Annotated in this window: 9 protein-coding genes; 3 read left to right on the top strand and 6 right to left on the bottom strand. The window is 46.3% G+C overall.

Annotation, left to right across the window (positions count from 1 at the left end; translation table 11 throughout):
* Nucleotides 1-18 precede the first annotated feature (18 nt).
* From Xbud_RS06555 to Xbud_RS06540, 4 genes are all read right to left on the bottom strand, one after another.
* Nucleotides 19-3,156, bottom strand: coding sequence for an RHS repeat protein (locus tag Xbud_RS06555; RefSeq protein ID WP_099135306.1), 3,138 nt, complete (start codon nucleotides 3,154-3,156; stop codon nucleotides 19-21).
* A 51-nt stretch (nucleotides 3,157-3,207) separates the two neighbouring features.
* The gene (locus Xbud_RS06550) at nucleotides 3,208-7,623 is read right to left on the bottom strand and encodes a SpvB/TcaC N-terminal domain-containing protein (protein ID WP_099135305.1); all 4,416 of its coding nucleotides are present in this window, start codon (nucleotides 7,621-7,623) and stop codon (nucleotides 3,208-3,210) included.
* Between the two features lie 1,328 nt (nucleotides 7,624-8,951).
* Entirely contained in the window at nucleotides 8,952-9,494 is a 543-nt protein-coding gene (locus tag Xbud_RS06545) for a transcription repressor NadR (protein ID WP_209026520.1), read from the bottom strand.
* A complete protein-coding gene (locus tag Xbud_RS06540; RefSeq protein WP_099135303.1) occupies nucleotides 9,484-10,638 on the bottom strand; it encodes an IscS subfamily cysteine desulfurase in 1,155 nt (384 codons plus the stop codon). Before Xbud_RS06540 ends, Xbud_RS06545 begins: the two co-directional genes overlap by 11 nt.
* 101 nt (nucleotides 10,639-10,739) lie before the next feature.
* Between Xbud_RS06540 and nadB the strand changes: the two genes are divergently transcribed.
* From nadB to nadA, 3 genes are read left to right on the top strand one after another with little or no spacing between them, the layout of a single operon-like run.
* Nucleotides 10,740-12,290 (top strand): L-aspartate oxidase, encoded by a 1,551-nt coding sequence (gene nadB / locus Xbud_RS06535; RefSeq protein WP_211283498.1) that lies wholly within the window; start codon nucleotides 10,740-10,742, stop codon nucleotides 12,288-12,290.
* On the top strand, nucleotides 12,290-13,153 hold the full coding sequence (nadC, locus tag Xbud_RS06530) for a carboxylating nicotinate-nucleotide diphosphorylase (RefSeq protein WP_099135301.1): 864 nt from the start codon (nucleotides 12,290-12,292) through the stop codon (nucleotides 13,151-13,153). Before nadB ends, nadC begins: the two co-directional genes overlap by 1 nt.
* On the top strand, nucleotides 13,140-14,246 hold the full coding sequence (nadA, locus tag Xbud_RS06525) for a quinolinate synthase NadA (RefSeq protein WP_099135300.1): 1,107 nt from the start codon (nucleotides 13,140-13,142) through the stop codon (nucleotides 14,244-14,246). Before nadC ends, nadA begins: the two co-directional genes overlap by 14 nt.
* Nucleotides 14,247-14,347: 101 nt before the next feature.
* Here the strand turns inward: nadA and Xbud_RS06520 are convergent, their stop codons facing one another.
* Nucleotides 14,348-15,889, bottom strand: coding sequence for an NAD(P)/FAD-dependent oxidoreductase (locus Xbud_RS06520; RefSeq protein ID WP_099135299.1), 1,542 nt, complete (start codon nucleotides 15,887-15,889; stop codon nucleotides 14,348-14,350).
* Between the two features lie 26 nt (nucleotides 15,890-15,915).
* The gene (locus tag Xbud_RS06515; protein WP_099135298.1) at nucleotides 15,916-16,314 is read right to left on the bottom strand and encodes a DUF805 domain-containing protein; all 399 of its coding nucleotides are present in this window, start codon (nucleotides 16,312-16,314) and stop codon (nucleotides 15,916-15,918) included.
* Nucleotides 16,315-16,379: the final 65 nt, after the last annotated feature.

Here is a 16,379-nt window from a genome sequence, read left to right as displayed (position 1 = left end):
TTCAGCCTCCTATCCAGTTCAGGCAAAACTTTCCTGATTCTGGTTTCTGGACCAGCTAAACCATCCCCATACATTTTCCAGAGTTCCACTTAACCATCCTGCATCACCATCAGCAGGTAATGTTTCCTCTATATTTCTAAATGCCTCAAAGTTATTAGTATCTTCTGTTCTCACATGCAGGAAGGTTTTTCCATGTGCATAAATAGCGGTACTGGAATTTTCGACTAAAGACGCAGACGAAATATCTACATTAGTTGCAACTTCAGCTACAGTCTCAGTCGCACGCGCAGCCAAGCTGCGAAGACCAAGCGCTTTAGCTAATTTGCGTCCTGCTAATGCGCCTTCTATCGCTGCTGTCGCAGCAACGTCACCAACCCCTTCCAGCGTTTTCTGAGATTCAGACACCTGAGAACCCATTGCAGCCGCGCTTGCGGCAATACCTGATTTAACCAAGTCATCGTTTAAAACAGCGGAAACTGTGCCGGATGCAATGCCTACCTCAACACCAGCTACACTTCTGTATTCACCTGTCCGTCCCTGCCGTTTTAAAACGGGATCATTCATGCTTGTCACACCATGAGCAACAGCCGCGCTACCAACACTTCCACCAGCCATAAAATTACCTGTCGCAGTAGACAAATGCGCTGCCGTGCGCCCTCGAAATAATTTGGCGTAAACCTTAGATAAAGAGCGTGAAATAGGGCCAGCAAAAACACCAATAGCTCCGGCAATCGCCCCGCCTGCGGCAACCACACCAACAGCAACAGGTATCGCCAGCCCTGCGCTTGACACAACACCCGCAATGGCAACCGCGACACCGACACCAACACTTACGCCTCTGAATCCACGGATAATATTCCTCTTCTGCTGCTCTGTTTTTGCTTTACTAAGCGCATAATTAAGCAGTTTTTTATATGCTTTCTTATATACGAACTTTACGGCAGGCCCCGCAATTTTTTTAACCGCACCTACAGGACTGAAATCAAAAGAAAAGTCAAAATCAAACAGTGATGTTAAGGATAATGATGGCCAGGAAAACGACGGTCCGGAGAAGCTTGGCAAAGAAAATCCATTGTTGAATAATCCACCGATCAACGTAATGACGTTGCTCATCAATGATGCCCCTCCATCACTATCTGTACCATTGACAGGGTTATTGTGCACCATACTGAACATATTCAATCCATCAATAATGCCACCGGGATCTGCACTGAGCCAACGTCCCGCCCACGGCTGATAATATCGCAGGCCATAATAATAAAGCCCGGTTGCATCTCTTTCTTTTCCTGAATATCTGTGAAACTTATAAGCTGCTTCAGTCTGGTTTCGTACAGTCCAGATTGACGTTCCACCATAAGGATAATATTCCTCTTGACTGATAACTTTCCCAAATTCATCAACTTCCATCGCACTACTGCCGGTAAAGTTACTATAGGAATAACGTAACTGGTCACCTTTAATTTCAGCTGGCTGACCTGATACCCAGTGAAGTAGCCTGACGTGGCCCACAGTTATAATATGTAGCTCTTCGTTAAGTGTATTTCCCCTGAACATCGTTCTTAATTCCAGTCCAGGAAGATAGACTGTTCGCGCTTTACGTTGGGTATTGCCATTCAGGTGTTGACTGACTTTAACCAGCCGCTGGCTGTCTTCATTATAGCGATACCATTCTTCATCCATCTCCGTGTCGCGACTAACCGGAGTTACTCGAGATAACTCTCCGCGTTGGTTATACCCAAGCTTCTGACCTGGCAATAATGAAGTTTGATGTCCACCAGCATCAAACCAAGTATCTACTTGCTCCGGATCAGTGGTAAACGTGCTCAGTACAGCACGATTGTTACGAGAAGAAACTGTCAGAGATGTTACATGGTTATTGCCACTACCCGATGCATTATGTTGGATTTGTGTAAGATTGTTTCCACGATCATAAGTGTAGTGACGGATGTAATTGGTATACACATCATCACCATTGGATACCGGAATCAGTGGTGATGGAAGAGAACTTATTGAGCCAGAAAGAGCCGACATCTCCCGGCCGGTGGCACTAATCAGTTGGTAAAACGAGTCATAGGTATATTGACTTTCGGGGGAAATTTTCTGGTTACGCCAGTACCGTACAGCCTGTGCATGATCGTAAACACTGACAACATTTCCTACCGGATCATATTTATAATGAAAATTCTGTAAAATTGCAGCTCCGGATAGATGATTGGATGGCCGTTCAACCCGACTTTCAGACAACCGCTGAGTTTTCTGTTCATACAGATTTGTCGTTAAGATCCCATTACCATCTTTTTGGGTTAGTATCTGTCCTGCGGCAGAATAGGTCAGAGATGAAATTATATTTTTTTCTTCTCCCTGTGCAGGAGTTAACCAATTACTTTTTAACTGGCCTGCACGGTCGTATTCATAGCGCTGCTGATTGCCCATAGCATCAGTTTGTGTCAGTAGCGCGCCAGTGACATCCGTCGTCATATAAGTGGTAAAACTATTCTCGGAAACATTCCCGGAAAATGAGGTATTCCAATCATTGGGTGTATTTCCCTGCCAATCAGCTTCTATATCATCTGGCAATAGCTGACGGGTTATTCTTAGGGGACTTCCCAATAAAGATACGCTCTGACATTCTTCACAACCTGCCGTATCGTAGCGCGATACACAGGTTCCAACCAGATTATATGCTTTTTCTTGTTCACTATTTCCTGACCAAACAAAGCGTTCAATAACACTGAGTTCTTGATCTGGTGCTTGTTCAGTAATACTCAGCAAGCGGCCTGCCAGATGATTTTCCTCATATAAATATCGCCGTTTCACTCCCATTGCATCAACACTGATAACAGGCCGTCCTGCAATATCATTTAATGCCGCAGCAACGCCATCATCGGCACCTTCTGTTCGGAGAGCTATACCGCCCAAACTTTGTATACTGGCCCTGTCTGGTTTTATGCTGTTATCTCTTTGCCATAAATCATATTGACGTGGTGAAAAAATCCGCTCCGGAAAGCCAGCCAGCGTATATTGACTAAAAGAAATGCGTTCATCAGTTAGATCCACAGTATCCGGATGTCGGTAATACTGAACCGTTCTGACGTTTAAACCACGGTTATCCATAACTACAACGGACGGGGTTTTTGAATATAGTGTCTGTGACATTCGATGACTCCTGAAAAATGTTTCCCGATATGTCGGTGGCTAGAACATTTGCTATTGATTTACTTCTGCTGCTGTGTCGTTTTCATCCTCACTGACAACAAACCAGGGAGTAATTAACGTCCGTCGCAAATAACCTGCCGCAGTAACTACTTGGCAGACACGCCCCAACGGGTCGTAACAGTTTGTGTCAGCGAATAGATCGCGGCGTGCACTATCATCTTTTACATACCGCCAGTCATTAAGAAAATAAGGCAGGTATGTACGCAGAGGCTGACCTTTTCCGTCATATTCTGTCCTGCCGGACACCGCCCATCTGAAATCAGTTTGTTCATTTATGGGGGCTCCCGTTTCATCCGCCATAATTGTACCGTTATCACTTAACAGCCATGCGTCCCCTGCCTCATGCCTGACTGCGGTTTGTAACGTTCTTCCGAAGCCATCACTGAAAGAGATGCTTTGATGCAATTGTTGTTCTGGATCGCTGTCATATCTGTCCGTCGAAATACTCAGCATATGAGGTGGAAGACGAGGAACTGTTTTTAAATTTATGGTGGAATTTCGTAGCAGATAACGTTTAAGAGCGAGCCGACCAATGTAATTATCTTCGGTGAGTAAGTCTTTAGAGTCTGTAACTTCCGTTGTTGCTCGCAGAATCCAGCTCAATGGATCGTATACTGCAAGCCCAGCCACAGGGATACCCGGTTTCAGTTCAAGCGCTTTATCGACAAGAGAAGGCACAATAAAAGGTGTAACTTCATTTTCTGGTTGGGTGTACCCCTGCATCACCCCTTCTTCTAGTCCCCAAAATCTTACGCTTGTCACTCTTCCAAGCGCATCATAAGTGGTAGTAGAAGTATTGTCATTTGCGTCAGTTACCATATAGGCAACGTTAAAACGGTAATCATATCGGGCAGATGCAACCGAGCCAGTGGGGCTTTTTTCCTGAATTACAGCGCAGAAATGCGTATCCCAGCCAATAAGATTTTTACCGGTCATCAAGGTCTGACGTTGCGCCAGTGGTCGATAAAATCCTTCTGCCCCCGCAAAATCGGTGTAGTTATGGCGCCCAACCCAAACGTTGAATATATTATTATCTTGTAAAGGCGCTGGAACAGACTGCCAACCCGCATTTTCAAGCTCTTTTTTAAATTCATCCGAGCTCATTATTCCAGCAAAAGCTTTTAACGAAGTCTTATTAAATTCAGCGGTTTCTGTGTAAGCAACAAGAGGTGGAAAATCCGGTTTACCACCAGCACCTGTATAATTCACCACCGAATGACCCAAATAATCATCTTCCGTTCCAGGCAGTACCCCGGCACCATCAGTAGTGTCAAACCATTCCAACGATAATCCTCTGTCAGGCACGATATCCTGAGACAGTTTCTTCGTATCACTGCGTGAGATCGCTGGCAATCCCGGTATCCATGATGTTTCGTCAATTAAATGGTGATATTCGTAACGCTGACGAGTCAAACGTAACAATATTTGTTGGTCGTCATAACTGCTGTCAAACAAGGTTTCTGGCAAGGTATCCGGGTATGGCGATGCTGGAGGTTTCTGCCGTCGGGGATAAGCAATGCTCAAAGTATCTGTCGGAAATCCCAACACATCACTTTTCAAAATAATCTGTTGGCTGCACTGTGGATCGACGGTAATACGCTCATATTGGTAGCTTCGCGATTCCAGAATGGATGGCCATGCTGAAAGTTCATCTGCTGATACTCCCACAAGTATTCGGATTTGAGGGCGTGATTCACTGACAGCATACGGTGTTCCTGCCAGCTCTGTATCGTCATCTCCATACACTTCACTGCGTAATGGCATCCCTTTCATTGCCCGGTTTAACCAGTACATTTCCTCTTGATTGGGAGTGATTGTAATTTCACGGTTGGTTGTAACATCATAGCGGGTAAAACGAGGAGTAAAATGCGCAAAAGCCTGTTCATCGCCTTGCCAGTATTCGTGTGGTAACAGATAATCCAGCGCTGGTATTCCCGTTGCAAACCAGCTAATGGTACGGGAAGGTGCTGGTGTTTCAGCGATTGTTCCATAAGTAGCACCCGCCTGTTTATCTGTATCTGTTTGCGTGACTCGCCCGAAACCACGGTATTCCCGTTCCCGCCCATCCCATGCTCCATGAGCATAATCACAACGGCTTGATAGTCGGTTTCCTGTAATCTCATCCAATACTTCTGTACGCCACAAGAGATGAACCGGGAATGGCAGGTAACTGGCTATCGTACGCCCTTCTTCAGCCGCCTGCTGTTTTTCATCCAGCCAGAATTGAGCAGAACTGCGATAACTTAATACAGTATCACTCCCCATATTGTTGTTTATCGCATTCAACAGCCAGGGTTTCTGTGTTGTCATTTCCAGACGCCAGTGCTGTACGGAGATATGTGGTACCGTCAGAATAATGCTGGTAACCCCAAGCCCTCGGATGTCTGCAATCTGGAGCTGGCAGGTGTCATCAAAATTCACCCCAGATGGCAGGTCAATTTTCAATGGTGCTGCGAATCGATTACCATTTTCGTTGAGATAGAGCTCCATATAAGTATTACGAACATAAATCAGGTCAGTGGTGCCAGAACCGTCTATGTCTGCCATATACAACCGATTGGGGTTAAAAGTTTCCCCGGTAATTTGGAAACCCGGCAGTGTTAACGGTTCCCCAAAACGTCCCCATCCCAGATTTGGCCAACAGCGAACACCTTCAGCAGAAATTTCTACGAGATGTTGCTGACCAGAGCCTGTCATATCACTGAATGCAACTAACTTACGCTCATCTCTTCCGGGGATCGGTAAAGGAATAGTTCCCGTATGTTCAACATTTTGAGCTTTACCCCACCCTTCTTGGTTATCAGCCCAAAACCGTACACTATTGGGGCCAATGAGTGCGAGATCGGGTAATCCTGTACCAGTGATATCAGTCAGTTGAGCTTGTGGATGAAAATATTCCATTGGAATGGAAGACAACGGGATAAATGGCGTCCATTCTCTCTCCGGCGTCATAGAGTGGTAACCTCTGAGTCCGGCGACGGTGACTACCCAGTCCAACCGACCGTCACCATTGAAATCGATCAGCATAGCACTGTCCTGCTGAACCGGAATATGGGGTAACGGTTTTGCCGTATCATAGGTGACAGCATCTGTTTCATCCGATGTTATATCTCTCACTGGTGCGCGATACCACCAGGCACCGGGAATATCCTGATAAAGCACACCGGGAATTCCCTCACCGTATAAATCGACCAGTTGATAAGGCTGGAATGCATTAAAATCTTCCAACTCAGGCATCTTCTGCCAGTTCTGGTGCAGATCATTTTCAAAGCGCTGATAATCGACTTCCAGCGGAGCCAAAGTAACCGGTGTACCATCTGCTTCATGTGCCAGACGACGAGCACTAAGTAACAAAGAAACACGGTTGTTCAGGTCATACTCCAGGATCAAACGGGATACCAGTGCCGGAGTTTCATTCGTGATGTTTTCCCCTGCCAGCGTCTGCAAGCGGTGAAACATCAGAACTTGCCGACATAAACGGCGTGTGCGCACTTCAAAACCAAACTGATAGCGGGAAAAACAGTCCGGCCGGCACAACCACTCGCCGGAAGTATGATATTCCGGCACAGTATAAAGGGATGAGGAACGCTCGCCGTAGTCAAACACCAGATGAAACAACCAAGCGTCATCTGCCGGAATACCGGATTTCAGCGCGATAAATGCCGCTTCCGGGAAAATATTGCCGTAACAGACTTTCGCCAGATAGCGCTGAGCATACATACCAATGTGTTGACGAAGTTCATCGGCATCACAGCCTGTATCATCTTCTGTACGATAATGATAATAAATATGTTCACCCGTTGGCGTTACCGTCTCTTCTAATAACCAACAAGCAATTTTTGTTGCATCTTTCGGATCAGCAATCTGAGCGTGATTGTGTTTACCCAACAGATGTACTTGTCCATCTGTTGTAAACATCACCCAAAAAGGCTTATCCTGACCGCTCTGCTGCGGCTGCCAATACTCCAGCTTACTAAAATCACTGACAATTCGTGGCTGATAGCGGGTGACGATATACGGTTGTTTCAACGTAGTTCCCAGTAACGAAGTTGCAGTACGTCGATCAGGCTGCCCTTTTGCATCGGGAACAACAGACAACACTTCACCGGAAGGGCCGAGAAACGTATCCTCTCCCCTATATTGAGGCACACCATGAGATGTCCGCAGGCTGATCAGACCTGCCCCACACTGCCATCCCATACCAAATGCCCCATTACCCGCTGCACTGCTGTAACTTAATGCCAATACTGGAGCAACTCCCCGACCACCAGACACCGGTAATGGCAGTGAGAAAGACGCCAGCCCATCCGGCCCGATCGCCCCCAGCGATTCCCCCATTCCATAAAGTGCCCCTCCTCCTTTCGGTAACGATGGCATCTCCAGTTTCAGATCTTTTGAATTCTGCATATAATTCTCCCTCGGCAGGCTCTTGAAAAAGCCTGTATTTTCTGTAATCAATTATCAGGAACGGATGGGATAGTAGGCTTCCCCCCAGCTAAGCTGTTGTTCGAACATTTTTCTTAAATTCTAATGGTCAATATTTTGTAGATTATTACCCTATCTTTGAACAAATCCTTCGCCTTATCTGATATTAAAAAAGTTAAACGAAGTATTATTTTAAATAGCGGAGTAAAATTAGTGCTTTTGCTAAATTTTTATTTTAATCATTTAGCTTGCGGTTCAATTGAATAAATAACACACAGACAAATAGTAACTTAAAATCCCATACCTTCCATATCAATGTCGATATGAGAAATTCATTCTTTAAATATAACAAATAAAATTAGAAATATTTTTCTGTTTAGTGAGTTAAAATTCACTATGGAATTTTGTCAAGGTTTTATTTCTATCATGCCATATTCATTATTTAATACGATGTGTTATAGAAAAACGATTTCTTTTTTTATTGGAAGAATAGAATGATAAAAGTAGTGTTAATTTAACAAACATTGTTGTCAATTTATGTGGCAGTGACTTAAGTGTGTGGAAGTGGTTATGAAGTCGTTTTCGTCACAGCAACAACCCAGAATGAGAAAAATGGGTGTATCACTAATGAAAGCTTATTCAGCACATATTAATGAGACAATATCTCAACTAACACATATTAATAAACATAAGATGGTCATTTGAGGTATAAGAATTAATATAATCATATTTTAATAATATTAATAAATATATTTTTATCTTATCACTTCAATATTGATATTTATATTATCATAGTATTTTTTCCCTTTTTCAATTCTAGCATTACACTTATATTTTTGTGGTCTATTTGATCCAAGGTATGTGACCTTAACTGTATCACCTATATTGACATCATGGAGAGTTTCTTGTTCGTCAAAACCAAGGCTATCAGAGAGTTGATCAAATCCCGAACCAATAATTCGATCTTCGGTTTTATAAAAAAACTGTATCGTCCATGTTTATCCCAAGAACCGACTATAATAATAGACTCATCGTCCTTCTTTATATTAATAGTGCTTTTCCACCCACAACAGGTTCATGACTAAAAGTAAATAACTGCATATCTTGTGATGTATCATTCATTTGTTCTATAGGCATTTTCATCTCCCTCTACACCATTTCAACAAATGTACCTGCTTTTAACTCGAACTGATAAGATGGATACCCCTATGGCGTCCATCTTTTATTATGTGCATACTCTAATAATTATATTGTCTAGATTTTGCGCTCAAAAAGGCGGGTCATTAGATCTGTTAGCCAGCAAGGAGCTATCAATCTTTAATAAGTATTCCTGCTGCATCAAGCGCCGCAACCGCATTTTCGAGGCGCTGGCGCTCCGTAGCACATAGCATATGTAAGTGCACGCCTTCCGTCAGTTCAGATAGATAAGATGCGCCAGTCTCATTAATTCTTTCTAGGAAAGTTGCGACGTCTTTACGTGTGCTGAGGCGCAGTTCAGCGGTTAACTCACCATACACTATGTGCTCAATGATGACGTTTTTAATCGTAACGCCGCAATCGACAATTAATAGTAGTTCCTCTTCGGCTTGCTCGGGAGCATGTTTGCAGGCGACAATAATTTCAATTTCCTTTTGTCGAGTGGCTGAGTACGGTACATATAGGTAACCTTGAATAGTAGCTGTAATCGGCTCACCCCGGGCTTTTAACAACGATATATCCTGCACGATCACTTGCCGTGATACCGCTGCTTTTTTGGCCAGATAGCTTCCTGTTAACGGTCCACCTTCCTGTTGTAACCATTCGATAAGACTGGCCCGTCTTGTTTCTCCCACGAGTTTTTTTTCAGCGTCCAAATACCGGCTCCTGTTGAATTTCATGGCGCAGAGCGACCAGCGCCTGTAGTAAGACATCAATATCTTCTTCAGAGGTATAACGTCCAAATGAGATACGAATGAATTGTAAAGCATCGCGGTTTGACAGTCCCAATGCGGTTAAAGCACCCGAGGGAGCCTGCTGCCCCGCGGTACACGCGCTGCCCGTTGCGATACACACCCCACGACGATTACAAGATAGCATAGCATACTGGCCTTCAACACCTGAGTAAAAACAACCGAAAATACCAGGTAATAGTTCGTGTTCCCTATCGCTGAAATAGCTCACTGGTAGAGTGTTTTCCCGCAAACCTCGTATCAGCCTGTTTCTCAACATGCGGCACCATTGCTCATCTTGTTCGCGGCGCTCCATCGTTTCTTCACATGCGGTAATAAACGCACCGATCAGTGGCACATTGACGGTGCCCGGACGAAAACCATTTTCATGTGTCACCGTCGGATACAAAGGACGCCATGGGATGCCGGGACGAATATAGACTGCCCCGGCACCTTTGGGAGCATAGACTTTATGGCTGGATATCGAAATCGCATCCACGCCTAGTTCATCCTGTAATACAGGGATCTTACCGAACGTTTGCACTGCATCTGTATGAAACAGGATATTCTGTCCCTTGGTCAGCTGTGCTAATTGGGCGATAGGTTGAACAATGCCAGTTTCTGAATTCGCATGCTGGATAGAAATCAGTCCAGTATCAGGGCGTAGCGCCTGTGCCAGAATCGCTTCCGTCACTATACCGCGCGTATCTGGAGTTAATACTGTGACAATAAAGCCTGCCTCTTCCAGAGCCTGCATTGCATAGTGCACTGAAGGGTGTTCCATTTTCGTTGTCACTATATGTCGTTTACCACTTGGAAGAGCTCTGGCCAGAGACTGTATCCCGAGCAGATTCGCCTCAGTACCGCAACTGGTAAAATAAACACCTGACGGATCTCCCCCTAAAAAGCGAGCTAGCTGACGGCGACAGTAGGATAATACCACTGACGCTTGTTCGCCGGCATCATGCAAGCTGCTGGCGTTACCATAGCAACACTGACTAAGTTTCTGAAAGGTATCAAGCGCCTGGTGCGACACGGGTGCTGATGACGCATAATCCAAATAAATCACAACAGTAAGCCCCCCTTAGTGCAGGTAAAAATTCCCTTGTCAAGATTCTAAGGTTATGTAATCTTATGTGTCAAGACATATGTAAAGACAGGAGTAACACAGTGTCAACTAAACGTATCGTTGTCATTGGCTCGGGGATAGCCGCACTGGCTTGTGCCTCGTATATGCCTACAGACTGCGAAGTCATAGTCATGACCAAACACACCGTTGGCAACAGCAACTCGACACTGGCACAGGGAGGAATTGCTTCCTCCTGGCTACCAGATGACTCTATTGAACAACATGTCGGAGATACGCTGGCTGTCGGTAGCGATCACAACGATGCCTACCGGGTTAAGGATATTATTCGCACTGGCAAAGAGATCATTATTCAATTGCTGGCAGCGGAGTGTCCATTTGACAAAACAATTACTGGCGAGCCAGCGCTCGGACGGGAAGGCGCACACACCTCAAAACGTATTTTTCATGCCGGCGGCGATCAGACCGGCAGGATCCTTGTCAAATTCCTAAGCGACCGCTTGGGTAAACATATTCGCATATGCGAACACACAAAAGTTCTGGATATTATCCATCAGGCCGACAGATGCGCAGGTGTACGATTTAAAACTAGTCAGGGTGAACTAGCCTCTCTCTACGCGGACGCCATTGTACTGGCGACGGGGGGATGCGGCCATCTATATTCGACGACCAGCAATGATAAGGCCATTACAGGTGGCGGTCTGATGATGGCTTACCGTGCAGGTGCAGCCCTGACCGACCTGGAATTCACTCAGTTTCACCCGACACTATTGGTTAAAGATGGTGAAGCATTAGGGTTGATTTCGGAAGCAGTAAGAGGCGAAGGCGCGGTGCTCGAAGATGAAAATGGCCGACGAATTATGGAAGGCCGTCATCCGCAAAAAGATCTTGCAGCACGAGACATACTATCTCGCATTATTTATAACGAACAGCAGCAAGGACACCGCGTTTATTTGAATATTCATGCTGTTCCCAACTTTGTCAAACGTTTCCCTACCATTAGTAAACTGTGCCAGGAAGCGGGCATAGAGATAGCCTCAGGGCGGATCCCTGTATCGCCCGGCATGCACTTCCTGATGGGTGGTGTAGTGGTCGATGATAACGGACAAACTAACGTTAAAGGGCTATATGCAATTGGAGAAGTCGCCTGTACCGGCTTTCACGGTGCCAATCGACTGGCGAGTAACTCACTGCTTGAAGGGCTGGTATACGGTCAACGTGCGGCACGACACATTGCTGAACAACAGCCGATACGGTACACGCCGTTAAAGGAGGAAAAAGAGAAGCAACTCGCTGTTCCGTGCATCACAATGCAGCAGTTACAGCAGTGGGTTTCTGCCCATCTATCCATTGTCAGAGATCATGGATCGTTAAGCGTGCTTATTGATGAACTCTCCTCCATTCCTTACCGGAACATCACATTAAGTAATATCAGCATACATGATGCGGAGCTAGCCAACTCTTGGGCTCTGGTGAAATTGATGGCTCAATCTGCGCTACTGAGAACTGAAAGTCGTGGTGGACATTTCCGCACTGACTACCCTGCCCGCGACGACTTCCAATGGCGTGGCAAACAGATAGTTCACTGTCAAGGGTATACTTCAATCATTTATAACCAAAGGATCGGCAATTAATGGAAATCTTGCAGCTTAACTCCATGCTCACGCGTTTTCTGGAAGAGGATATCGGCTACGGCGACCTGTCGGCTAATGCTATTTTCGACACGCAAATGGGTACGGCACAGCTCGTATCACGTCAGGATGGCGTGTTCGCAGGTGGACAACTGCTGACCGTCGGCTATAAATTGCTAAATAACACTATCAGCGTGACTCTGCATGTTAAAGACGGCGAGTGGATGACCCAGGGCACGATTTTAGCTGAAATTAAGGGGGCAGTACGCGATATTCTCAAAGGGGAGCGAGTCTTACTCAATCTGCTGCAACGTATGTCTGGTATCGCCACACTCACGCATCGCGCTATAAAGATGCTCGACGATCCATCCATATACCTGTGTGATACTCGCAAAACAACACCAGGGCTACGCATGTTGGAAAAATATGCAGTAAGGATGGGTGGAGGTAAAAACCACCGCTTTGGTCTGGACGATGGGGTGATGGTTAAAGATAATCATATCGCTGTTTGCGGCTCTATTCGTGACGCGGTGGCTAAAGCGCGCGTCTACGTCGGGCACATGGTGAAAATAGAAGTGGAAATAGAAACCGAAGAACAGCTTGAAGATGCTATCGCTGCGGGTGCAGATGTCATCATGTTTGATAATTGCACGCCCGAACAGGTTATGCGCTATAACTCTATCACCCCCGAACACATTATCACCGAAGCTTCTGGTGGCATAACCCTCGACACTCTGCCGTACTATCGCCATACGGGCGTCAATTACATTTCTCTTGGTTTTATCACCCACTCCGCGCCAGCACTGGACATTGGTTTAGATATGGCGATCACGCATCAGGAGGCCAGCCATCATGGCTCTGCTTGACATCATTCGTCCCGGCAACGTTACTATGCCGGAATATTACAAACAGCGCACCGAACAGGAAATGAGTCGCCGTATCGGAGAAATCAAACGGGCATACGGAACTGATCTGTTTATTCCCGGCCACCATTATCAAAAAGATGAGGTGATCAGATTCGCTGATACCACCGGGGACTCGCTACAACTGGCACAGGTTGCTGCCGGTAATCAGAAAGCAAAATATATTGTTTTTTGTGGTGTTCACTTCATGGCGGAAACTACCGACATGCTCACGCACGACAGACAAATGGTCGTGTTACCCGACATGCGCGCCGGATGTTCAATGGCAGACATGGCTAATCTTACCCAAATGCACCGAGCCTGGAATAGCTTGGTATCGCAGTTTGGCGATAATATTATCCCACTGACTTACGTTAACTCGACTGCTGACATTAAGGCATTCGTTGGCCAGCACGAAGGTGCTACGGTAACGTCGTCCAATGCAAAAAAAGTACTGGCATGGGCGCTGTCGAAAAAAGCCAGAGTGCTTTTTCTCCCCGATCAGCATCTCGGCCGTAATACTGCATTCGATTTAGGCATACCGTTGACGGACATGGCGGTGTGGGACCCTGAGCAAGAAGCACTCCTGACCCAGCGTACGCCGGACGAAATCAAAATTATCCTTTGGAAAGGCCATTGCTCAGTGCATGAAAAGTTCACTGTGCAGAATATTCGTGACATCCATGTGCGTGATACTAACTTTCGAATCATTGTGCATCCAGAGTGTAGCCGCGATGTAGTAGCTGCCTCTGACCTGGCGGGCTCAACCAAATATATTATCGATACAATCGCAAGCTCGCCATCGGGCAGCAAATGGGCGATTGGTACGGAAATGAACCTAGTGAATCGTTTAATTCGCCAACATCCGGATAAACACATTGTATCACTCAACCCAGATATGTGCCCTTGCCTTACGATGAACCGAATTGACATGCCGCACTTGCTTTGGGCATTGGAACGTATTGAACAGGATAATCCCGTCGGCGTCATTCGTGTGGATCCATGTATCACCCGCTATGCGTTGTTGGCATTGAATAGAATGCTGAATATTGTTTAACAAGGCCACCTAATTCAAAGATGATTCAGCTAATGAACGCAAGAATATCGTATTTCCTTGCGTTCTTAATAGCGGCCTATCGGCTAATAGAAGCCAGCCACTCAGAACGAAACCATCTCTGCCGGATTAAACATGCTTCTCGCTCCCAGAGCACCTTTAATCAATGGAATAACCATCGGAGAGAAGTAGGAACCCAGCGGGATACTCAAGTGGTCGATACGGGTAAGCATGGCAAAATCGTGGTTACGTCCGGCGATATCGTCGCTGATAGCTTTGCCAATGCGCACCGTCTGCGCTACTCCATGACCACTCCAACCATGCACCATATACACAGGGATGCTGTCACCACTTTTGCGGGCATCGGTAGCACCATTCAGGGTCAAATCGCTGATCCCGCCCCAGGAATATTCCAGTTCGGGATTTTCCAGATACGGGAACACGGTCTTGATACGATCTAGTAAATAATTGTTCACATCACGCGGTGACCAGGAGTTTCCAGTGCCCTGCCCCCCAAACAACAATCGGTTGCCACGCACCGCGCGATAATAGTCTATCTGTAACTGTGTATCGTAGACAGGCAGATCTGACGGGATCAACTTTTTGATATCCATTGACAAAGGTGGAGTTACCGCTATATAGGTGAAAAAAGGCACTGTAGTGGAAGGGCCGGAGATAAACTCATCGCTGGAGCCATGCACTCCCAGTACCACGGCTTTACTTGCCCTGATAACTCCCCGCTCAGTTTCTATAACTGTACGGTTGGCATCCTGCCTGATGCTCTTCACTTTCGTACTGTCATAAACTCGTCCCGCCAGTCTGGCAAAGCCATAAACCAGGCCTCGCAGTAGCGCCAGAGGCTGAACCTGTCCACCGATACTGTCGATATTGGCACCATGATAGATACCCGAACGTACATACTCTTCCTGCAATTCGTGTGGCCCAATAACCTTCGCCGCCGTATCTCCCAACTGACCCCGAGCATCGGCATTAGCCACCAATGACCCCATATGACCTGGGTGTATCGCTGCTGTAATATGACCGTATTTGCGGTCGCATTCAAAACCGTAACGCTCACAGAGTTCATCCACAAGATCCATTGCTTCAACTGATGCAAAACGCCATAAACGTTTGGCTTCATCGGGTGAGAATCTCTCCAGTATGGTTTCAGCTCCCCAACGGGCAATACCGGGGGTCATCTGCCCCCCATTACGGCCAGAAGCTCCCGAACCGATGTTATCCTTTTCGACCAGAATCACATCCACTCCCGCTTCAGCAAGATGCAGCGCTGTGGAAGCCCCCAGCAATCCGCCGCCAATCACTACAACCTCACAACTCTGGTCTTTAGAAAAGCCACCAAAAGCCGGCCAATCAGCCAGAGCGGATTCATAGTAGTTGGCTGGCATGGCCTTGGCCACTACATTTCTATGCCAGTTCCAGATACGCGGATCCAACCCCAACCGGCTGGTTCTGTATTGTGCATCCTGCAACAGCGTCGGACGGAATCGGTCAATATTGGCGGACGGAACATCGACCGCAGTTAAGGTCTGGGCGAGCAGAGATGTTGTTGGGAGTATAGATGAAAGCACTCCCACCCCTGTGAGCGTCGCGACAGTAGAGATAAAATTTCTTCTATTCATTGCCATTTCAGCACCCTTTTAGTGGCCTGGAATCACCCGTTAGCCCGACCTGGGATATTTTTCTGTGAGTGAATTCGGTTCTCTGAATTGTATTTATTGCTGCCAGCCTGCCCTCTTAGAGCCGCGAGAGCCAGTAGGATACTAGTGCCGACAAACGGGATAAGATGTAACAGTAACCACCAAGCGCTACAGTTAATATCGTGCAGGCGACGGGCATTTACCGCCAGCGCTGGCAAAAATGTGAGCAGCAGATAGATAGCGCTGAACCACCCCATATAAATTTCGGGATTGGCAACAGCAAACAACCTTTCCAGGAAAGAAATGATGAGAAAAGCCAAGCTCTGAAACAGAATGAAATACCAAAACTCCTTACGCCGGGCTCGCCCACTGAAACAAGCATAATTCTTTAAGACAGTTAAATACCAGTGCATAATTGTCCTCTCTTGTGAACCAGCAAGTTCCCCCTAATGTCAAAAACATCATCAGACCACGCAAT

The sequence above is a fragment of the Xenorhabdus budapestensis genome, from assembly GCF_002632465.1.
Taxonomy (GTDB): Bacteria; Pseudomonadota; Gammaproteobacteria; order Enterobacterales; family Enterobacteriaceae; genus Xenorhabdus; species Xenorhabdus budapestensis.
The sequence above is the reverse complement of the archived record's forward strand: the minus strand, read 5'-3'. Positions and strand labels throughout refer to the sequence as shown.